Origin of the sequence: Paenibacillus lignilyticus, assembly GCF_017942085.1 — a bacterium.
GTDB lineage: Bacteria > Bacillota > Bacilli > Paenibacillales > Paenibacillaceae > Paenibacillus_Z > Paenibacillus_Z lignilyticus.
In genome coordinates, this window is record NZ_JAGKSP010000009.1 from 1 (window position 1) to 21,907 (window position 21,907).

The window sequence follows — 21,907 nt, forward strand, 5'->3', positions numbered from 1 at the left end:
GTTAGATGTGACGAAGGAATGAAAGGGCTAAGACCCGTTGAGACATGGGAGCGAGAATCGCTAGGGTAAAGTGGAGACGTGCACATATGGAACAATATGGGTGATGCATCATTCACCTTTATTCCCGCATGCCTAATTCTCCATCCCCCAGCTACCGGCTCCTCCTCCATCCACTTCTCCATACTAACTATTGGATGAAATCCTGCGAATTCATGAGTCTGAGTGAGGAAACTGAATCATTTCGAGGGAGCGGAATAAAATTTGTGTTGAGTGTCAAACAAATTCATTTCGTTTTTTATCAATTCCTGAAATCTCTCCAATACCCGAAATTCCATCCCATAAAGTAATTCTTATCGCCTCATCGTTTTCAATAAATGCATCTAGTTCATCTAGTTCTCCCGAAAATCAAAGCACCATACTCAGTCCTCTCAGGTCCATGCTAACTCGGCTGGAGTCTAAATTTCATTAAACCCTTGAATTCAACAATCTCGATTTTTTGATTGGTTTCTTCAAGTAATTCCCTGATAACACATTGCCTAGCAGTTTCTCCATTTCAATAACACCACCAGGTAATTCCCAGTTGTTACTCCATTTGTTGTGCATAAAAAGAAAACCATCCTGACACTTTACCACAATCAAGGAATGTGTTAGTGGTGCATCGAGTAAAGCAAAATCAAAGATATTTCCTTTTTCATCTGTCAAGATTGCCATTTCCTTAGCCCTCCATTTTCTTATGAGCTGAAAACAAAAAACGCGCTAGACCCATTCCTAATCTTAGGAACGAGTTAACGCCTCTCATGATGATGAGGTTGTTTCAAAATCAAATTATACATTTGATTGCCCCATTCCACTAATAACCATAATGTTGTTATGCCACCACAGCCGACGTCGTGTTGTTTCAAAATTCATCCAATCATTATGGATTAATTCATTACAGCACCTGCGCAAACTCCCACACATGCCCATCCGGATCGGCAAAACAAGCCGTTCGACGCCCCCAGGGGCGCGTTATCGGTTCATTCAGTAACTTAACACCCCGCACTTCCAGCTCATCGCACACCCCGTCAACGTCTGACACTTGGATCGTGAACTGAAACCGTGCGCCATCACTCCTGCGCCCAACCTGCGCGGGCTCAATCAACTCGCGGGCATCCGACTGTTGTAGGAGATTGATGCTTGTATTGCCAAAATCGAACACCGCGCAGCTTACATCTTCATATATGATCGCAAGTTTGAATGTCTCTTGGTAAAATGCCTTCGACCGATGCAAATCTTCCACAAACAATGTGATTTCGGTAATTTTGTTCGCCCAGTCTGTTGTCGCCATCCGTATTCGCCTCATTTGCATTTTTTTACAATTCTATCTGGATCATACGTATTGCCCTTTCCCTTGTCAATGCTAAATATTCCTTTGTTTCAGCCGATAAACCGGTTCAGCCTGGCACGCACACGAGCGTCTCCCATAACATGCATCATATCGTACAGATCCAGCGTCATTGTTCTGCCCGTCAAAGCGACTCTAAGAATCATCGCAACGTCGCCGACATGCCCCGGATACTGTTCCGGATTTTTCTTGTGCGTTTTGGCATCCTTGGCGAAGCCGAGTTGCACGCCAATTGCCTTCACCTTACTAAACCAGCTGTCCCGGTCATCTTGCAAATCAAGTGTTTGCGCGTATTCGCGAACGATCTGCTTCGCCAGCTCCAACGAAATTGAAGCAGGCAGCGAGTCGTAGCCTGCTTCTACCGACTTACTGAATGATTCGTCGAAGAAGTACGCGTACAAGTCTTTCACGTCCGACCACTTGGCAATATCTTTCCGCGGCTTCTCCACCGCGCGACCAATTCGAAAGATCGCCGTCGAATATTCACGATTGGCAAGAAGCGCTGCTTCCAACTCCGTATCGTGCGCCGCCGCCCATTCTGCTGTGTGCTCGAATACTTCATCTGCGCTTAGCCGGGCTATAATGCCCTTGCTGATGTCAATGAGCTTATCCATATCGAATAGCGCGCCGCTCACGTTCATCTTGTTCACGTCGATCATGAATTCTGAATATGGCGCTTCCGGCTGGCTCACCCGCCACTCCTCATAATTGGAATTTATGAGCGTCATTAAGTACTCTGTAATTGAAATTCCCGGATAACCTTCCTGCTCATAATAGCTCGCAGCTGCATCGCGATCTTTACGTTTGCTGAATTTGCGCTTTGAGGCACCGTCCATCTTCATCAGCGGAGCAAGGTGTCCGTATTCCGGTCTGCGGAAGCCGAGCATGTCGAATAGCTGCAAGTGAATCGGAACTGAAGCAAGCCATTCATCACCTCGAATCACATGTGTGGTACCCATCAAACAATCGTCCACTGCATGCGCGAAATGGTAGGTCGGAATACCATCGGACTTCATAATTACGATGTCCTGTTCATTCTCAGGCAATTCGATTTCACCTTTGATCAGATCCATGTACTTGATTCTTCGTTCCGGAGATCCCGGCGATTTCAACCGGATGACATACGGCTTTCCAGTCGCCAGCTCCGCTTCAATCTGCTCCGACGTCAGATTGCGGTGAATGGCCCATTCGCCATAATAGCCTGTGTTGAGCTTGGCAGCTTGCTGTTTATCGCGGATTTGCTGCAGCTCATCCGCATCGCAGAAGCAAGGATAGGCTAATCCTTGCGCAATTAGATTCTTAATAAAGACATGGTAAAGGCTCGCTCTTTCGGTTTGCTTATAGGGGCCGTATTCCCCTGCCTCTTCACCATCCGCAGTCGGACCTTCATCCGGATAAATACTGCAATAACTTAACGAATGAAGAATATCGCCGATGCTCCCCTCCACTTCCCGCTTCCTATCGGTATCCTCAATTCGCAAATAGAAAACGCCGCCGCTCTGATGCGCAAGCCGTTCAGTAATGAGCGTGGCATAGATGCCTCCAATCGTAAGAAATCCGGTCGGACTAGGCGCGAACCGTGTAACCTTGGCTCCTTCTTTCAGTTGTCGCGCTGGGTAACCGCCCAGAACGTCCTCCGGCTGCTTTTCTATTGCTGGAAATAAACGCTGGGCAAGCTCGGTTTGATTCATAATCGTACCTTCTTTCTTTTCGGGATTGCAAACCTTAAACAGTCAGACAATAAAAAAAGCCCTTCATCCTCATTAAACAAGGACGAAAGGCATCGCTTCCGTGGTACCACCTTGATTGGGTCAATGGACCCGCTCATTGATGCAGCATTTAACTGCAACATCTCTTCTATAACGGGAAGACCCGCCAGACTTACTCCCTCTTTCGGTCTGATGCTCCGAGGCTTCTTTCTTCAAGCTCGAATGCCCTTTTCCACCACCATACAGGGCTCTCTGCAATTCGAAGACTTGTTTACTCTTCCTCTTCAATCGCGTTTCTCGAATATATATGGTTATCAACTACGGTAGCATAAAGGCTGATCCAGCGTCAAGGCGAGATACGCCCGGAACAGCTTATTGCAAGAATGGGAATAATCGATACGTTGGCTTCTTTAAGACTTATCCCACCCAAATAACGCCTTCTCAATCTTCGTCCTATTCAGCAAATAGACAAGTGCAAAGAAGAACGGTACTGAGGCTAGCGAAGGGCGAATAGTACCATCCGCCGTCCATAAAAGGATACACAGCATAAATATCAACAGATTCGCGATAATATACTTTCGAAGTAGTTCCATGATATCCCTCATACAATGTGATTTATCACTATCGTATTCAGCATAAAAATCAATGGTGATACTTATTCGACTCGCTGGTCTACTGGGACCCCGTTTTGCTGAAAGGTCTGGCACCCGATCTCGATATCGGTATAAATCTATTGATTAATGAATAGATTTATACATTACATAGGTTAGGGAAATACGATGAGAGGGGATTTCCATGCAACGACGCATACAAAATCTTGATCGTCTCATTCGCTCAGCGGTAGATAATAAACATATTTTCGGGGCCGTTCTGCAAGTGGAGTCAGGAAATAGACGACTGACTTGGAGCGGAGCAGCCGGCAATATGAATTCTGCTAGCCGATTCTTTATCGCTAGCACAACTAAACTTTACGTGACCGCCGCCTTATTGAATCTAATCGCGCTGAACAAAATCAAGTGGACCAATAAAATCTCCCTCTATCTGGATGAGAGTATACTCTCTGGTCTTCATCATTACCAAGGTACTGAATACTGCTGCGATATTACAATCGAGCAATTAATGGCGCACACTTCGGGCCTGCCGGATTACTTCCAGCAAAAAAGAAAAAGCGGCAAGAGTCTAGCGGATGAGATCATGTACGGGAATGACCAATCATGGTCGTTGGAAAACGTGATCGGAGAAGCTAAACAAATGAAGCCGTACTTTGCCCCTGGAACGAAGGGGAAAGCGTTATATTCCGATACCAACTATCAACTGCTTGGAAAAATAATCGAGACAGTTACGAATCAAACTTTAAATGAGGTATTCTTTGCTTGCCATGGCTTCCTTCGGGCCCGATGGTGGCATCGTTTCAACAGCTGAAGAGTTAATGCGGTTCCTAAGAGCTTTTTTTGAAGGAACAATTTTCCCTCGGAATTATTTGAGCGAGCTATATGTTTGGAATAAAATCTTTTTTCCGCTGCAGTACGGCAAAGGGATGGTGAAATTTAAGGTTCCACGAATATTCTCTCCATTTAAGCCGCTTCCGGAGTTGATCGGACATTCCGGTTTATCCGGAGCCTTTGCCTATTATTCGCCTATGAATGATGTATACCTGTGCGGTACAGTCAACCAATTATCCCCGCCAAGTTTGTCCTAAAAGCTGATGCTTCGGATATTAAATACACTGTAAGCGACTAGCTCCGTAACCTCAGGTTGCCCCCAATCCTGACCGTTACTTCAACTAAAAAAAGAGACCCACAGCAACGGGCTGCGGGTCTAAGTTATATTTATTAAAGGGGGTTGAGATTTATTATAGACGCACTTCGTTAAACAGAGATGAAGACAAGATTTCAATCGTGTTACATTTGTGATACTATCGTTTCCGGTTAGCGCAATGATCTAGCTTTTTATCTTGACCTTCAGGAGAAAAAGTGTTTCCTCAACTCTACCATTCGGTCCATATCCAAGAGCCAAAGTCCTCCGATGACAAAATACTTATCGTTACCACTCGCCGCCTGGTTCGTCAGTAGCCGGCGCAGCAGTCCGCGTGCGCCTAGTACGCTTCGAACGCGACGAAAATCGAACCGATCATTACGACAATACCTCCGACCTTGCTCATAAAAAAATAGAAGTCGCTCGGCTCGGGGTTCTCGTACATGAGCCGCTGCGGAGATAGACGGAACATTAAATCCTGAAAGGCTTGGTACCGGAAGCTGCACCAGCCAAAGATCAACAGACCGAGGGCAAGAATCAGAAACCCCGGCATGCCCCGTTTGACATGGTAATCGGGGTAAGCCGCGCTTACGAGCGCCGACGGAGGAAAATCTTCCTCCCCTTCCTGCTTGATCCGCTCGCCGTTGGCGTACGCCTGAATAGCCATTACGATATTGCCTTTGTCATCGTAGCTCAATAGCATGCCGTTATTATCCTCGACGCTGTAGACATGGCCGTTCGGATAGGTCACGCGAAACTTGGTCGAGTAAGGGACGCTTTTGTCCGCAATCACATAGGACTGCCCGCCGATGATCACCGTGCGGTGCAGCTCGTCGTCGGTGCGTACTTGGACGGGAACGGCCGTGCTGCTGCGATAGGTGACGAGACGGTCTTGCTCGCCGGCAAATTTGTACGTATCCTCATACAGATAGAAGACGCGGTCCGTGAAGTAGGGCCTCGATAAGACGCCCGTCAAGACGGACACGAGGAGCACGGAGACGAAGAAAATAGAACCAGGTGTTTTCATTTTTCGGAATAAAGCCGCTCGGGTAGAAATACGCGCTCATCCTTTCTGCTTTATCCCTTTTACGTCCTTTTGTGAGCGGCGGTTGCACGCATTTATGCAAGGATCTAACGTGAGAGGAACAGCAAGAGCACATTGCCAACACATTTCGGAGCCTTACTTTAGAATATGAATGACTGATTGATCCTATTATGCTCTTAAACGGAGTGAGATCATATAGAACCGCGAAGCCATTAGCCCTCAAAACCTCGATTGCTCTTGCATCAATACGCAAAGGGAAGGGCACGACTGCAACAACCGCAGCCCCGTACACCAAAATCACATAATGAGAGCCGGTTATCAATCATTCTACTTCCCCATCATCCCGAATTCATAATCGCCGATCAGCATGAACGTAACCTTCCTGTCCTCGCTCTCATCATACAAAAACGACACATAATACAAATTGTCCTTTGGCTCCGTGAACGGAGGGGAAGCTTCCAGCTTCACTAATGTGCTTTCTGCGCCGCTGACCTCTTTCCGAAATAGATAGGTGCCATAGCGTTCTCCGTCTGGAACGTCCTCTACCTCCTCAAGACTCGGTCCGTATTTCTTCTGGACATAGCTCTTCGGGCTGAAGAACGTGACATTGCGGACCGTCGAGAATCTCGTCGTTAAGTTTTCGCCCGAACTCACCAGCAACCCGGCAGCCACGCCATCCCGATAAAATACTTGTAGCCCTTCATATTCATATCTCCCCATGAAAGGATCCTCGGGCTTAAATCCGTAGATCGCATCGATCTCGTCTTTCGTCATGCCGAGGCGGATTTGTTTTTTCAGGATCGCATCGTAGATGGACAAATCATCTTCGCTAAAGCGATCAGCGGAGTACGTGTCCTTCAACGCATTCGTGCTGATCGTAATTGTGTTGTTGCCATGCCAGTAAACGTTGCAGCCTAGATTCTCGGCGACAAACCGCAGCGGAATCATGACCCGATCCTTCCGAACAAGTGCTTCTAGATCAAGCTGCACCTTGCTGTCTCCGACAACGGCAGTTTTGCTGCCGATTTGCAAAGTGATCCGTTTGCCGTTGTAGGTGATGTCGATCTTCTTCTGCGATGCATCCCAGCTCAAGGAGCCGCCAAGCTTTTCAATAATAGCTCTCATCGGGATTAATGTCTTTCCATTCATCAGGACCGGAGACGTCTTGTAGCCAGGATCGATCTCTTCCTGCTTCCCATTGAATATCATCGTTGAGCTGCCGATTTCCAAAATAAAAAAAGCGTACGCACCTTCTTCGGGAACAAGCTTATTCTCTTCCGCCATCTCAGCAGCGACGAGATTATTTACAACCAAACAACATGCGAGGATGAACAGTGCTACAGCATGGATGCGAATCTTTTTTCTCATTTCGGCGTTACCCTCCTGTGTGAACTTACAAGTAATCGTACTCTTCAAATATACGAACCAGCTGGCTAGCCGTCACTTCAATGAATGCCAGGACATTCGAATCCGTAAAATACGTTCGTCGCGAAGGCTCCCGGTTCGTGCCAGCAGCCTGATGCTGTTGATGAACTATTGTTCGCCGTTTCCTGAGGAAGTCACAATAAAGCCTCCCTAGTAGATAAGTTGAGCTAACGTATCCGTTAGTTTTTCACACCATATTATCATCCCATCCAGTCCTTTACTTCAATCCATCGACTTTTGATGTTTTCTCTTTCGAAAGCAGTTCCGAATGCGCCTCTTAGAGGTGTTACTAGGCTAGGATCCTTATCTAGTAAAGAATAGATGTTTACGATACTAATGTTTGAAGAATCGCTATTATACTCATCGGTTTCGGTGCCTTCGAACAGTCTGCAACCGCTATCTTCCTCTTGGTCGGGAGCTTCACGATAGAGCCATCGAACGCAACCGCCTTCTTCCATGCACTTATTTAGAGACTAGAGCCATTTTTTCGCCAATATCCAACCAACACGGATCGCCTTTTGGGATAATAATTCGGGCAATGTGCTTAGGCTGGAACTCGATTTTATCTCCTACATGTAATGAGTTAATGTATATTGGCTGATTGGTTAAAATCCCTTTATATTTCTGACTAAATAACTTCTTCTCGGTAATTTCCACCCACATTCTTTCTGCACGAGGACCATCCTCGGATGGGTGACTTAGAACAAAGCGCAATCTGACTAAGTCGCCACTCTTTTGCTTTTTCCGTTCCTTTTGACTTGGTATAAAAAAAGTATTCGGGTTTAATAGACTTGTTTTTTCTACATCCTCTAAGCTCCATTCCAAGCGAATCTCCCCCTATTTTACTGCAATCAAATTTATAGAATTTGTGATGGGCAATTACTGATGGGCAATTACTTATCTAGAACATCTTGTTCTGAAATATCGTCAATTGGGTTCATGACTATGAAAAGTACTAGAATTATTATGCTTGCATATTAATAGAGTTATTTAAACCTTGTGAGAAGGGAAGCGTCGATGCAATGATGGGATGGTTAAATGACTTTACCTTCAATTTATTGGGCACTGGCCTGGGCTTTCTTGGTGCTCAGTTAATATCGAGCAAGGAATTAAAAACGAATAGAGTTGCTCAAGAACAAGAGAAAATAAAAATTCAAGAGGATACCAAGGAAGCATGTTTAAAATATTTAAAAGATGAATTAGCCATCAATCATCAATTGCTTCAAAAAATGAATGTCTTTGCAACGGAAGGTCCTATCATTCAAAGTTTATTTGAGCCTCTGAACTCAGGCTCTAACCACTTACGTTACTCTGCATGGGAGAATATTTTGAAACAAGGAGTTGTACCACATTTAAATGACGATGAGATTATGCATTTTCGCTCATATGACCGAAACATAAGGAATTGTACATTTACAATTCAAATACATTCCTCAAACTGGAGAAGGATAAAGGAATGGAAAGAATGGACAGATATACAACCCTCAACTATAAAATTGGTTAATCCTCAATATGTTATGTCACAAGCAATTAAGGAAATTAGAGAGAGCATTATTAATTCAATAAACTCAACAAATTCATGCTTAATTATTTTAAATAGACGATTATCTTCAGAGTAATAAGAATTCTAGACAGATATTTAACTTTCCTGCCGTTAGCAGAACAGGCTGCCGGTTATATCGGCAGCCTGTCGTCCCAGCTTGCGGCGATCCGGCAGCAAGAAAATGAAGGCATTTTACGACAAGAAGATCGCTGAAGCTGGTTTAGCTGAATAGGCTGCCGTTGTTGTTCGGCAGCCTGTTCAATGTTGTGTTATCGTGCCCGTGTTTATAGAGGTCATCCATTTGTTCGACTTCAAAACAAACAGATTGATTTCATTATATATTTTCGTTATTTCATTTAGTAGGAGCTTCCCAGTGCAACTCATTGTAATGAAGAAACTAACACGATGCACAAAATGCTGAAATGCCATTCGCGCGAATGGCATTTCAGCATTTTCACGTCTTTCCGATATCCTGCTGAGCGCTTTCTAAGAGAAATCAAACGGCTTCATTATAATACGGTCATCATACATCCGATCATCTCGGACTAAAGCATTCGTCTCGACAACCTTCCAGTCCTGTTGGTGCAGTCGTTTCAAATAGAGAACAATGTCATAGAACGAGTACTTGCGATTCGAGTTCAGTAGGTACGTATTACTTTCGTAATTCAAGGCGATGTCCACGATCGCTGCTGCGGTGTCTTCTAGAAAGCTGCAGGAAGGATACCATTGCGAGCTGGCCTCTATGCATCCATTGTCCTGCTGGCCTCTGCATAGGAAATCAAACATATTATTGGATCCTGTTTCGGAACCGATTTGCCAGCCTAGCCGAAGAATATAAGCTTCAGGATAAAACTCCTTCAGCAGTTTCTCGCATTGAATCTTATAAACACCGTAGCTATTTTCCGCGTCAGGAATGCTCTCTGGCGTATAAGGCCCCGTCTTGTCCTCCGAGAACACCGAAACTGTGCTTGTGAACACAAGTTTTATACCTAGTTTCTTTGTTGCCTTGGCGATATATTCCAGCCATTCGATAGGACCAGTTGCAATGTGGAAGAAAATATCCGGGTTCGTCTCTTCAATGAAACGATATACCTCTTCTTCATTATCGATGCCTACTAACTCACGCTTCCAGACCGTGACATCCATACTTCTAGACTTCAACTCTCTGTTAACATACGGAGCCACAGCTCCGTTATTTCCTGTAATCATAGCTTTCATCGCATACATCATCCTTTGCTAAATTATTAATTACCCTTTATTAGCTCCTGCCTTCAAGCCTTCCACCATGTACTTCTGAAGCAGCATGAAAATGATTGTGATAGGAACGGCAACGAGCACAGCACCGGCAGCAAATGTAGTAAACTCAGTATTCGAGCGATCGCTAATCAATTCAAACAGACCAATTGCGAGTGTCTTGTTCTCGGGCGAGCGTATGACAAGTCTTGCAAAAATAAAATCCATCCATGGACCAATAAAATTACTGACCGCCACGAATACGAGAATCGGCACCGACATCGGCAGCATGATTTTCGTAAACACTTTCGTGTTTGATGCCCCGTCTATCTTGGCTGCTTCCTCCAAACTGCGGGGCAAGCCGTCAAAATACCCTTTTACCAGCCAAGCGTTGAACGGAATAGAGCCGCCGGCATACACGAGAATCAATCCCCACAGATTGTCCAGTAAATTGATCTGCAGTAGCAGAATGTAGATGGCGATCATGCCCATAAAGCTAGGAAATATCTGAAGCACAAGCATCATCATTAAGCCGTAACGGCGGCCCGGAAAGCGAAACCTCGAAAATGCGTAGGCGGCTGTCACAATCAGCAACGTAGACAAAATCATATTGAAGAAGGCAATCATCAACGTGTTCTTGAACCAAAGCCAATACGGCGTCTCCGTAAACAGGTGTCTAAAGTGCTCCAATGTAATCCGCTTTGGAATGAGCGTACTAGAAAATAAGCTGTCACCGGCATTCAAGGAGCCAGATATAATCCAAGCGACAGGGTAAATAATCAGTATGACGGTAATGGATAAAACAATGTAAATAGCCGACAGTGTTAAGACTTCCATAAGCGACGTTTTTCTCGTCATCATGACAGCATATCCTCTTCCTTAAAGACTTTCGTTCTCCGGAAATTCCAAATCGAGAGTGCTGCAATTATTATGAAAACAATAATAGAAACAGCTGAAGCTACATTAAACTTACTATTGTCTAAGGTCAATTTGTATATCCAACTGATCAAGATGTCAGTTGAGCCTGCGTAGCTGTACTTGCTTTCTACCGGACCACCAGTATTAAGAAGGTAAATGATATTGAAATTATTGATATTTCCAGCGAAAGACATGATGAGCAGAGGTAGCGTTGAAAACATTACGAGCGGCAACGTTATTGACTTAAACTTGTTTAGCGTAGATGCTCCGTCTATTTCCGCAGCTTCATATAGTTCCTTGTCAATGCCCGTCAACACTCCCGACATGAGAATGAGCCAGAACGGAAAACCAATCCATATATTAGTAATGATGATCGCCGTTTTCGTCCATATGGGGTCGGAAAGCCAAGGAATTGGACTGATAGACAACATCTTAAGATATTGGTTCAATGGACCGAATGCTCCGTTGAAGATATTACGGAAAATGAGCAACGAGATGAACGTTGGAATTGCCCACGGAAGAATCAGAATGCCCCTCCAAAGTTTTTTGAATCTTACTCTCCGATAGTTAATCATTAGAGCATACAGCAATCCAACACAGAACGTTGTCAAGGTAGAAACGACTGCCCATACAATCGTCCATGCAAATACGCCATAAAAGGTTTGACTCCATGATTTCAACGAAAACAGATCTTTAAAGGTATCCAGCCCAGTCCAGTCCACAAGGTTTTTGGGGGGAAGATGATCAGGACCGGAATAATTCGTAAACGCGATCAAAACTCCGAATAGTAAGGGCAATATCGTTAAAAATGCCGTGAAAATAATGGAAGGAATCAGCAACACGTACGGAAATCCTTTTTCCTTGATGTTCTGAACCATCTCTCTGAACGAATTGACGTGCAAGCCAGCCTCTCGCCGTTTACCGACTGCATGTGCGTCCCGAATATTCAAATAGTACACGAATAAGAAGAGAGCAAGTGTAATGATGCATATGATCCCGGAAATGAGAAGAAAGATGGAATGATCCCCGATTGTAACAATGCGCCCTCTGCTTCTAACCTGCGGCTGATCTCCAAGCGTTATCACGCCTATGATGCCTTTCGTGATTGGATGACTCATTATGAAGATGAAATAAATCTCAAGTAGAAAAAAACCGATTCCCTTTACATATTGACGGTTATAAATTTGTCCCAACCCCATGAATAGGGTAGAAAGAATCGTCCCCCAAACTACATTTACACGATGCTTTCCTGTTTCTATAGCCTCCGTTGGTTGCAAGTTCGTAAATCACCTTCCCGTGTATATTACGAACTACTGTATAGAATACATACAGTAGTTCGCGCACACTTCCTTTATTTAGCAGCTGCAAGGGAGTCCTTAAGATTTGCAACCGCTTGATCTAACGCCGTCTTCGGATCTGCATTCTTATTCCAAATGAGATTATACGCTTGCTGCATCGGCACCCACATCGAATTGTTCGCAGGAATGTTCGGCATCGGAACGGAATATTTCACCTGCTCCATGAATGGTGCTACATTAGGATTGTTTTTGATTGCATCGCTTTCCCAAAGGCTCTTTATAGCAGGAATCTGGCCTACCATTTCAAAACGCTTAAGCAGCATCTCCTCCGAAGTGGCATACTGCGCTAGAAGAGAAGCAGCATCCGGATATTTGCTATAGGAACTCTGATAAATGGATTTTACATTGGAGAAGGTTTTCGGATGCTCGCCCGTTTCGAGCAGAGGGAACGGTACGATTCCGAAATTCACACCCGCCTCTCGAATGCTCTTTAAGTCGGGTGGAGCACCAATCCGAAACATCAGTTTCCCTTCATTGAACATGGAACTGATAATATCAAACGTCATGTCCTCTACGCTTAATGGCAATATTTCTTTATGTATGCGTTGCAACAAGTTACCGGCCTTTATCGCACCATCACCATTCAATCCCGATAGGTCGGATGGGTCCGTATTGTTATTGCCAAACACATAACCGCCATAACCCGCAAGGAAGGCATGGACATAATAGAAGTCATCAGCTTGCATCATAAAACCGAATTTGTTTTGCTTCGCATCCGTGAAAGACTTTGATTGTTCAATCAATTCATCCATCGTCGCAGGAACCTGCTTGACCAAGTCTTTATTGTATAACAGCGCATAAGTTTCAATACTTAACGGATAACCATATAGAATGCCCTTATAAGAAGTGCCTTCTATCGCTTCCTTAGCAAACGTCTCTTTATACTTATCAGTAAAATAATTTTCCATGAGTACACCTGATGCTGCTAGCGTTCCTGTGTTGTTATGGGCGGAAGTAAATAAATCTGGCCCCAACCCGGCTGGCCCATCTGTCTGAAGTTTTTGAAACGCATCAACCGTAGATTGATCCGTATATTCAATTGCCACACCATATTTTTTTGTAAAAGCATCACCTACGAATTTCATCCATTCCAGATCTTCTTTATTTCCCCACCACCGAATCGTTGCGCCTTCTTCAGGTTTCAAGTTATCTTCATTCGCCGCCGGCTGATTGGCGGCCGGTGCTGGCTCACTGGCAGATGCGCTGCTGTCGTTTTTGGAAGCACTTTCATTATTGCCATTGCCACAAGCCGCCAAAGTAAGCATAACAATCATCGCAAGAATGAGACTCGATTTCTTTTTCATGTTAACCTCCAAATATCGATTTTTCCATTCAACCCGCCTGATCTTTTTTACGAAAACAACGGATACCGGCTAACCGTGCACACCTCCTTGTACATAAAATTGATCATCGAAGTGATCGATATGAATCTTGGTTCATCATAACAAGGTTCTATAATATTGTCAAACAATTATCGATAATTTATCGATAATTTTATTTAGCAATTTGTTGCGTCCATACTGGTTTCCGATTTCCGTACGACGGTACAGTGCCCCGAAAACTGCGTTCGATGCGAAAATAAAACCTAAAAAAGGATGAGACGCCTGAAAGTCCAGGCGTCTCATCCTTTACATTGTGCTGCTTTAATGGGGATACCGATTCGAATTAACAATGCAGCCTAGTCAGCTGTACGAAGAGTGAAGACATCCATTTCATCTTTATTCTCCGTGGATTTTGATCCGGCTGAATTGTCACTTTCGTTTTATTCATCATTCTCATGAGAAAAAGCCCGCCGATCCCGTTCGGCAGAAAAGTTGGAGCGATATCTTGACCGTCTCTGTCACCATAGGGTAATAACTAGCTGCTCCAGTTATCAAGCTATTCAGCTTTGCTTTTAACGGTTGCCGTAGATTCCCTAACCACCAGGTACGAAGGCTGCAACGACATATCCAGTCGGTTGTCTTTCATTAGCAGCTCCAAAACAATAAAGAGCTTCTCTCCCATTTTACTGAGATCCGTATGGATCGTGGTTAACTTCGGCGTGATGTAGCTTGATAATTTGATATCATCAAATCCGACTACGCTGATGTCTCGCGGAACGTTAAGCCCCATTCTCTTTAATTCCTTAATCGCGCCAATAGCGAGCATGTCGTTGCAACACATAATCGCTGTCACACCCATGCTGACTAAATTACGTACTAAGGGAGCCGCCGATTCTTCCGTAAAGTTACCATTGCATACAAGTTCAGGGTCAAATACAATTCCGCGTAGCGCAATACTACTGATATAACCCCCCAACCTTTCCTTGCATACATAGGCGTCGTTCTGACCGTTAATAAAACCGATACGAGTGTGGCCCAGATCAACAAGATGATCGATCGCCAGTTTCATCCCTTTCATGTTGTCGCAGCATACACTGGCAACCATTTGGTTTTCCAGGAAATTATCTAGAATGACAACAGGATGACTTGTCGTTTTCAACTGTTCGAAATAAGGATTGAAATTGCTTAGACCTAATATGACGGCACCGTCGAATTGATATTCATCCATCAATTCATCGAAAGATTTCGATTGATTCAGCGTATAATCCAGTGACATTACAGATACTTCATGCCCGCTATGAATCGCATTACGCTTGAAAGCCATCATGACCTCATAATCGAAATACTGCACATGGTTATCATCCGGCTGGTCGATGAAGACGCAAATCCGTTTGTGATTATCTCCTTTCCGCTTGGCAACATAGCCCATGTTAATCGCTGTTTTCAATATTTTCTTTTTCGTTTCAGGATTTACGTCCTCCGCGTCGCTTAAAGCTTTGTATACCGTGCTAACGGATATGTTCATTTTCTCTGCAATTTCTTTGATTTTAGCCACAATAGCAGCACTTCTCTTTCTCCTTGAAGTCAATATTCACAAAATTAAACAGAACTTTCACTATCATTATTCCAAAAGTCCAAGCTACTCTCAGTTGCTTAATTAAGTTCTTTCAGCATGTCCTTAGTGCCTATTATTCTTATTATATCATATGGAGTAATACACCAAAACTTTATGAATATTTGTAACTCACGAGGATCCCTATGCAGCGATGCGTGATCTTCAAGTCGGAAATCCGTCTATAAAGCTTTTTTCCCAGGTTAGCCAATCGATTCAAGTCGTTTGAGATAACAATTAACCTTCCTTATCTTGGATGTTTTCCGAAAAGAAACCCTACTGAACCCTGCCATCATTATAGCAACAGTCTATAAAATTGTCAAAAATTATCGAAATTTTATCGATAATTTTAATTATCAAGAATTGGAACTCGGATCAAGTTCTTGTCATCGTAAAATGACAAGAACTTGATCCGACAACTAAAGAAGCCCGCGATTTACGCGGACTCAGATTCCCTATTTCTTGGATGCCAGTTTATGGATACTTGGTCGAATCTATCGGCAACCTCATTCTGATGTTATTGAACACTCTTTTCTCGATAGCTTAATTGGGATAAAACCGATTTCGGTAGTTTGCAAACTACGCTGTAAGCCGGGTTAAACATGTTGGCAATTTCATATTCCACTGCTTGTCCCAGCAATAAGCTAGCTTCCGAAGACGTTAAGCCGAAAACTTCCTGCAGCAGTCGATACATTTCGGTCGTTGCATGTTGAAGCGCCTGGTCTAGCGGCCGTGCATTGCCGATACAAAACCAATGCGTATCGCTTTCACCTCTCGGCCAGCCTATCATTTTTCCTTTTTGAACACTAACTGTGAACCGAACATCCATAGATATTTCGAGCCCTGTACCGATGATTTCCCCATCGCCTTGCAAGGCATGACCATCACCTAAATAAAACAATGCACCTTTGGACGACACCGGAAAATAAACCGTAGTGCCTGCGACCAGTCCTTTATAGTCCATGTTACCGCCATACTCGCCGCTCGTAGCAGTTGAGATGAACTGACCATTAGAAGGAGCTACGCCAAAACAGCCTAGAAAAGGCCGCAATGGTAGCTTCAATTCAGTCAGCCCCGGCGATGGCTCCTTGAGATAAGCAACTCCCTGTGAAACATCCACCGTCCAGCGTACGATGTCCGATGGCGGCAATGAAGCTGCAACATATGGTTCGATAACTGCTGGGGCAAGCATGTTGGTTGTCCAAGCCCAATCGCGGTTCGGAGTGATTGATTCGAATGTAACCGCTAGCGTATCACCAGGCATCGCTTCTTCCACATAAAAAGGTCCTGTCATTGGATTCCCGCGAGTAGCCGCGCTTTCGCCGTTGATGTCCCAGCCTCTCGCATCGACAGTCGTCGTAATGACCGTATCCCCATCTCGAATCGTCAATATAGGTGGATGCTGGCCTATCGTATTATAATAAAGCTGCGGTATGAACTGATAAATCATGGCTACTCCTCCTCGTCAATTGGATAGTCTATTGATTCGACAACTGTTATAAATTTCCTGTCCAGCTTAACAGTGATTTAAGATAAACGATTGATTGGATCTATAGCTTCCTACTGAATTTCTTTTGTTTCCCTCCATACGATCCAGCCAATCGGCAAATCCGCTAATTGAACCCTTTTATCGTCCAAACGCCCACGCCACCATCAGTAGGAACTCTTCTCGCCACATCACATCGCCGTGCGACGCGACCCGCTCTCTCATTTCAACGTCCGCACCTGCATCGCGCAGCGCAGCCGCCCACCGGGTCGCGTTCTGAAAAACGGCAGCCATATGTGAACTGCACCCCATTTGTTAGACACGACTAACAATGGAGGTGCAGTTTTTTTGCCTTATTTCAGTTTAGATGAGAAATTGAGTGCCATTCACAGGTATCAAGATGGTACTGAAGGGGTCAAGAGCATTGCAAAATCATTAGGGATAAATCATGAAGTTTTACGTATGTGGATTAGGCAATACGAATATCACGGTGTAAAAGCTTTTGAAAAAACCTATACAGCTTACTCTACGGCATATAAACTAGACGTACTCAACTACATGAACGAGAATGGGACGTCTCCAAATGAAGCGGCTGTCATTATCAATATTTCCTCTCCAGGGATCATTAGAAAATGGCGCAGCCAATACCATGAACATGGACTAGACGCCCTGAAATCAAAGAAAAAGGGGCGTCTACCCGTGACAGATAAGAGCAAAAAGATTACGAAAAAACAAGAACCCACCGAAGGATCAGTGGAAGCCCTCCAAGCTGAAATAGAACGTCTGCGTATGGAAAACGCGTACTTAAAAAAGTTGAATGCCTTAGTTCAAAACAAGGAAAAATCACCAAACAAGACAAAGCGCAAGTAGTCTATGAATTAAGGCTTGAATTTCCGGTGAATGCGTTGCTAGAGCTCGCAGAAATTCCTCGTAGTACGTTCTACTACTGGGTTAAACAGTTAGACAAGCCTGATCCTGATGCAGAACTGAAACGCCTCATTCAGAGCATCTACGAGGAGCATAAAGGCCTTTACGGCTATCGTCGTATCCGTGATGAGCTCTTGAATCGGAACTATCGGGTGAATCATAAAAAAGTGCAGCGTATCATGAAAGAGCTAGGATTGAAATCAATTGTTCGCATGAAGAAGTATCGTTCATACAAAGGGACTGTCGGTAAAATAGCCCCTAATGTACTCGATCGTAACTTTAAAGCCCAGAAACCTAATGAAAAATGGGTTACAGATATTACGGAATTTAAGTTGTTTGGAGAAAAGCTGTACTTATCACCAGTGCTGGACTTGTATAACGGTGAAATTATCACGTATACAGTAGCGTCTCGCCCTACCTACTCCCTAGTCTCTGAAATGCTGAATCAGGCATTTAAACGCTTATCTGAAGAGGATGCACTTCTCCTGCATTCGGATCAAGGCTGGCACTATCAAATGAAACAGTACCAGCATGCTTTGAAGAAAAAAGGAATTACTCAAAGCATGTCTCGTAAAGGCAATTGTTACGATAATGCGGTAATGGAGAACTTTTTTGGCATTATGAAGTCGGAGTTTCTATATCTTAATGAATTCGAAAGTGTAGATCACTTTAAGCTAGAGCTGGCACGATACATGAACTACTACAATCACAAACGTATCAAGGCAAAATTAAAAGGCATGAGTCCGGTACAATACCGAACTCATGCCCAACAGGTTGCCTAAAAATATTTGTCTAACTTTAAGGGGTCACTTCAAATCCGGCTGCCGTTTCTTGATGTTTATTGAGCTTTCGTACCCCGATAGTTCAATCATGTGTGACTTTCTCCGAAGAGATTTTCAATAACTCTAAAGACGACATTTCTAACGCCGGTCGATTGCCGAAGTGGCAATTAGGCCGTGATTTGAGCCGCGATGCCGTTCAATTCAGCTACGTCTTTAGCGGAAAGCTCCAAGTTGGATGCACCCGCGCAGTTAACGATGTTCACCGCTTTGCTGGCGCCGGGAATCGGCAGAATGACGGGCGATAATCGAAGCAGCCATGCAATCGCGATCTGCTGCGGCGATGCATCATGACTTCTGGCGATCCGCGAAAGCGTCTCGTTGCTGCCGATGCCGTGCGCGTTGCCCATGCCGTTTAGAGGGCTGTATGGTAGGAAGGCAATACCGAGCTCTTCACAGCGCTTCAGCACGTCCATGGATGAATGGTCAAACAAGTTCATACGGTTTTGAACTGACGAGACCGTTACAATTTTGCGGGCTTCTTCCAGCTGTGCAACGGAAACATTCGACAGTCCCACGTGAACGACCTTCCCTTCCCGCTGCAATTCCGCGACTGTTCCCACGGATTCCGCAAACGGAACCTTAGGATCCGGACGGTGGAATTGATAGAGCGTGATTGCTTCCACGCCGAGCGCACGCAAACTGTCCTCGCACGCTTGACGCAAGTGTTCAGGACGGCCATCGGTTTCCCAGCGTCCATCCGGACGAATATGGCCGCCTTTTGTCGCGATGACAACTTCGGGACGGTTATGTAAAGCTTTGGCGAGCAGACGTTCGTTATGACCGTTTTCGGTCGAATTCAAGCAGTACGAATCTGCTGTATCGAACAGTGTAATGCCTTGCTCCAATGCGGCATGCACCGCTCTGATGCCGTCTTCCTCTGAAGGGCGTCCGTTTACGGAGAGCGGCATTCCGCCCATCCCGATTTCCCCCACGATTATCCCCGTCGAACCTAGCTTACGTTGTGGTATTGTCATCTTACATCCTCCTTAGAGTTAGTTGTGAAGCTTCCAAGAGTAGTGACGAAAAATTCCATTTTTAAGTATACCAGTTCAGCTTTTTCACTAGTAGTACTGAAAAAAAGTACATCTAGTTACTCTGATGTAAGGAAGGCTCGGTTTTGGTGCTGAAATTACCGATGGCCGTTAGTTTTATTAGGCATTGCGTCCCGACATCTTATCTTAAGGAATCGGTGTTCCCTGATTTGAAAGTTCAATTATAGAAGTTCGAACCTCTGATGTTAGTAGTTTCTCTTCAAGTTTCAACAATTCATTTCTAATAGAATCGGTTAAGGTAAATCAATCAAATGGTTATAGACTATGACAAACGAAAAGTCCTCAACAAAAGATTGTATATATACACTTAGCTGTTCTTGGACCTCCCTTGCATAGAAAGCTTCATTAGGGCTCATCGTAGAAACTTTATGCATTGCTGGATGTTCAGTAAATGAAACATTTTTCAAATGTCTATCAAAATGTTCATCACAAGAATACAGTTCACATCCATGTTCTTTTGCATACATACTGGCTAATGTACTTTTACCCGCACAAGATGAGCCACCTATCCAATAAACAACCTGATTTCTGACATTAATTCCCACCTCAAGCCAATTGGGCACCCCTCATGTTACTGAACTATCGTCCCTCGTTAGCAAACCAACAGTATGTTATTATACAAGTAATCAGATTACGACCGAATTCGAAAACGAGGTGTAGCCCTTGCCGGAGCAGCAAACCCGCTCATCGGAACCGCACCACGGTATCCGCATACCCCGTTCCGCCTATTTTGCGGTAGTGGTCATCATCGGGCTACTGCTTAGTCTCATCTTCGAAAAATTAAACGCAGTGCCGAGTTGGACCGTAATTCTCATCCTCTCTACGCTGCTGGTGCCGATGGCCGTCAGTGTGATGAGAGGTCATCATGGCTGGACACGGATGCTTGGGCTTGGTATGACCGGTGTAATTACATTGGGACTGGTTATCAGCTTGGTGTTTCTGCTATATGCCTTGTTCAATCATACGACTACCGCGGCTGATCTGTTCGGGAGCGCCGCTTTGCTATGGATATGCAACATTGGCGTATTCGCCGTCTGGTATTGGGAAATCGACCGTGGCGGTCCGTTGAAGAGGCACAGTGAAAAAAGCGATCGGCCCGATTTTTTATTCCCGCAGATGACCTTTGAAATCACAGGCTGGGCGGCATGGATACCCATGTTTCCGGACTACTTATATCTTGCTTTTAACACAAACACCGCATTCAGCCCGACGGATACGATGGTGTTGTCGAGCAGAGCAAAACTCCTTATGATGGTTCAATCCTGCATTTCGCTCGTGATTGTCGCTGTATTGGCAGCGCGGGCGATCAACATCGCGTAAGCTAAATGAAAAAAGCCGCAACCACGCGGCTTCTTAATCTTATAGCTCTTGTCATCCGACAATCCTGAGCATGAAAAATGGAATGGTTTAACTTCTGGGAAGAGGCAGCTCACGCTGTCCCTTCCCTATTGTTTTTCGATATATGCCACGCCCTCGGCAATCTTCGCCGCACTGTACGGTTCTTCGCCTTCGCTCGGTCGATTGATTATAAACGAATCCACGTTATGAATAATCCGGTGGGCGTATAGAATCGCTTGAATGTCTTCGTTCTTGACAGCGATTTCGACCAATGCCGCAGCGTTGCACAAGTATTTCGCCGCCTTCTCGTTGCCGATCACGTCAGCCATGCGAAGGTAGACTTCCGGCTGGTGCGTAAGTCGTTCGTCGAACAAGTAGTTAGGCGCTATTGTAAGAGTACCGTCCGTCTCTTGAATGTAAGAAAGCGTATCGTACGACCCTTGGTTGTAGCTTGCAAGGGTTTCGTTAAACTTGGCGTGAATGTAACCTAATGCTTTCGCCACTTCTGCGGGCGTGGACAAGGCGCTATTGATCGCCTTCGTTCGGTCAGCTTGCGGCAACAGAGCAACGGACGTCATTTCGCCGTTATACAAAACCATCTGCCCGTTAATGCTGTTGTAACGCCTAAAGTCGAATTCAAAGTTGTTGAGCGTGTATTTGTTCGGTAGGACGATCGGGGTCGCTGCCGGCGCAGTTGCCGTTTGTTCTGCCGCCGCGACTGTCGGTTTAAGGATTCCGCCCAAGTATGAAAATCCCGCGTATGTAACCCCGCCCATAATAACCGCTGCGGTCGTAATACCGATCGCGATTATTTGCCATTTCTTCATGATGATTTTCCTTTCCTCTTACTTATCAACGTTTGAATAGTTAAAGTATAACGATATTTCAAAATTTTAGGAACCTAAATTCAAAATCAACCCCCTTCCGCATCATCGGCCTCCATGAAAACTCGGATAAT

General features: G+C 44.7%; 20 protein-coding genes and 1 other annotated feature. Of the genes, 4 read left to right on the plus strand and 16 right to left on the minus strand.

The genetic code is table 11. The annotated features are described in order from the left end of the window. Window positions 1-465: 465 nt before the first annotated feature. From I8J30_RS34395 to gltX, 3 genes are all read right to left on the minus strand, one after another. A complete protein-coding gene (locus I8J30_RS34395) occupies window positions 466-711 on the minus strand; it encodes an NUDIX hydrolase (RefSeq protein WP_240548226.1) in 246 nt (81 codons plus the stop codon). Window positions 712-931: 220 nt separating this feature from the next. Continuing rightward, complete coding sequence (locus tag I8J30_RS20045) at window positions 932-1,327, minus strand: VOC family protein (protein WP_210661143.1); 396 nt, start codon at window positions 1,325-1,327, stop codon at window positions 932-934. A gap of 89 nt (window positions 1,328-1,416) precedes the next feature. Continuing rightward, window positions 1,417-3,075: a glutamate--tRNA ligase gene (gltX, locus tag I8J30_RS20050; protein ID WP_210661145.1), complete on the minus strand. Its 1,659-nt coding sequence runs from the start codon at window positions 3,073-3,075 to the stop codon at window positions 1,417-1,419. 75 nt (window positions 3,076-3,150) lie between these two features. Beyond that, window positions 3,151-3,391 (minus strand) — a binding site (T-box leader). Between the two features lie 497 nt (window positions 3,392-3,888). Here gltX and I8J30_RS20055 point away from each other — a divergent pair. Then, window positions 3,889-4,515, plus strand: coding sequence for a serine hydrolase domain-containing protein (locus I8J30_RS20055; RefSeq protein ID WP_210661147.1), 627 nt, complete (start codon window positions 3,889-3,891; stop codon window positions 4,513-4,515). Between the two features lie 673 nt (window positions 4,516-5,188). Here I8J30_RS20055 and I8J30_RS20060 read toward each other — a convergent pair. The 4 genes from I8J30_RS20060 to I8J30_RS20075 form a co-directional block, all read right to left on the minus strand. Continuing rightward, entirely contained in the window at window positions 5,189-5,875 is a 687-nt protein-coding gene (locus I8J30_RS20060) for a DUF6199 family natural product biosynthesis protein (RefSeq protein WP_210661149.1), read from the minus strand. A 345-nt stretch (window positions 5,876-6,220) separates the two neighbouring features. After that, complete coding sequence (locus tag I8J30_RS20065; protein WP_210661151.1) at window positions 6,221-7,261, minus strand: copper amine oxidase N-terminal domain-containing protein; 1,041 nt, start codon at window positions 7,259-7,261, stop codon at window positions 6,221-6,223. A 257-nt stretch (window positions 7,262-7,518) separates the two neighbouring features. After that, complete coding sequence (locus I8J30_RS34270) at window positions 7,519-7,776, minus strand: immunity protein Imm33 domain-containing protein (protein WP_210661152.1); 258 nt, start codon at window positions 7,774-7,776, stop codon at window positions 7,519-7,521. Window positions 7,777-7,780: 4 nt separating this feature from the next. After that, window positions 7,781-8,143 carry a DUF2314 domain-containing protein gene (locus tag I8J30_RS20075; RefSeq protein ID WP_210661154.1) on the minus strand — a complete coding sequence of 121 codons (363 nt, stop codon included), beginning with the start codon at window positions 8,141-8,143 and terminating at the stop codon, window positions 7,781-7,783. A 197-nt stretch (window positions 8,144-8,340) separates the two neighbouring features. Here I8J30_RS20075 and I8J30_RS20080 point away from each other — a divergent pair, with 197 nt between their 5' ends. Beyond that, complete coding sequence (locus I8J30_RS20080) at window positions 8,341-8,937, plus strand: hypothetical protein (RefSeq protein WP_210661156.1); 597 nt, start codon at window positions 8,341-8,343, stop codon at window positions 8,935-8,937. Between the two features lie 410 nt (window positions 8,938-9,347). Here the strand turns inward: I8J30_RS20080 and I8J30_RS20085 are convergent, their stop codons facing one another. The 7 genes from I8J30_RS20085 to I8J30_RS20115 form a co-directional block, all read right to left on the minus strand. Next, entirely contained in the window at window positions 9,348-10,079 is a 732-nt protein-coding gene (locus I8J30_RS20085; protein WP_210661158.1) for a sugar nucleotide-binding protein, read from the minus strand. A 30-nt stretch (window positions 10,080-10,109) separates the two neighbouring features. Next, window positions 10,110-10,952: a sugar ABC transporter permease gene (locus I8J30_RS20090; RefSeq protein ID WP_210661529.1), complete on the minus strand. Its 843-nt coding sequence runs from the start codon at window positions 10,950-10,952 to the stop codon at window positions 10,110-10,112. After that, window positions 10,952-12,289, minus strand: a complete 1,338-nt coding sequence (locus I8J30_RS20095; RefSeq protein ID WP_240548227.1) for a carbohydrate ABC transporter permease — start codon at window positions 12,287-12,289, stop codon at window positions 10,952-10,954. Before I8J30_RS20095 ends, I8J30_RS20090 begins: the two co-directional genes overlap by 1 nt. Before the next feature lie 74 nt (window positions 12,290-12,363). Beyond that, window positions 12,364-13,674, minus strand: a complete 1,311-nt coding sequence (locus I8J30_RS20100) for a sugar ABC transporter substrate-binding protein (RefSeq protein WP_210661160.1) — start codon at window positions 13,672-13,674, stop codon at window positions 12,364-12,366. 574 nt (window positions 13,675-14,248) lie between these two features. Further along, window positions 14,249-15,247: a LacI family DNA-binding transcriptional regulator gene (locus tag I8J30_RS20105; protein WP_210661162.1), complete on the minus strand. Its 999-nt coding sequence runs from the start codon at window positions 15,245-15,247 to the stop codon at window positions 14,249-14,251. A 574-nt stretch (window positions 15,248-15,821) separates the two neighbouring features. Further along, the gene (locus I8J30_RS20110; protein ID WP_210661164.1) at window positions 15,822-16,754 is read right to left on the minus strand and encodes an acetamidase/formamidase family protein; all 933 of its coding nucleotides are present in this window, start codon (window positions 16,752-16,754) and stop codon (window positions 15,822-15,824) included. Window positions 16,755-16,931: 177 nt separating this feature from the next. Then, the gene (locus tag I8J30_RS20115) at window positions 16,932-17,102 is read right to left on the minus strand and encodes a hypothetical protein (protein WP_210661166.1); all 171 of its coding nucleotides are present in this window, start codon (window positions 17,100-17,102) and stop codon (window positions 16,932-16,934) included. Between the two features lie 36 nt (window positions 17,103-17,138). Between I8J30_RS20115 and I8J30_RS20120 the strand changes: the two genes are divergently transcribed. Beyond that, window positions 17,139-18,499, plus strand: a protein-coding gene (locus tag I8J30_RS20120; protein WP_210661168.1) for an IS3 family transposase whose coding sequence is annotated in 2 segments (ribosomal slippage) — window positions 17,139-17,595 and window positions 17,595-18,499 — 1,362 coding nt in all. Because the reading frame shifts where the segments join, the coding sequence is not laid out codon by codon here. 167 nt (window positions 18,500-18,666) lie between these two features. Here I8J30_RS20120 and I8J30_RS20125 read toward each other — a convergent pair. Further along, window positions 18,667-19,533, minus strand: coding sequence for an aldo/keto reductase (locus tag I8J30_RS20125; RefSeq protein ID WP_210661170.1), 867 nt, complete (start codon window positions 19,531-19,533; stop codon window positions 18,667-18,669). 741 nt (window positions 19,534-20,274) lie between these two features. On the opposite strand from I8J30_RS20125, the gene I8J30_RS20130 reads away from it, so the two are divergent. Further along, window positions 20,275-20,931, plus strand: a complete 657-nt coding sequence (locus tag I8J30_RS20130; RefSeq protein ID WP_240548228.1) for a DUF1345 domain-containing protein — start codon at window positions 20,275-20,277, stop codon at window positions 20,929-20,931. Window positions 20,932-21,056: 125 nt separating this feature from the next. On the opposite strand, the gene I8J30_RS20135 is transcribed toward I8J30_RS20130, so the two are convergent. Continuing rightward, window positions 21,057-21,776: a hypothetical protein gene (locus tag I8J30_RS20135; RefSeq protein ID WP_210661172.1), complete on the minus strand. Its 720-nt coding sequence runs from the start codon at window positions 21,774-21,776 to the stop codon at window positions 21,057-21,059. Between the last annotated feature and the right edge of the window lie 131 nt (window positions 21,777-21,907).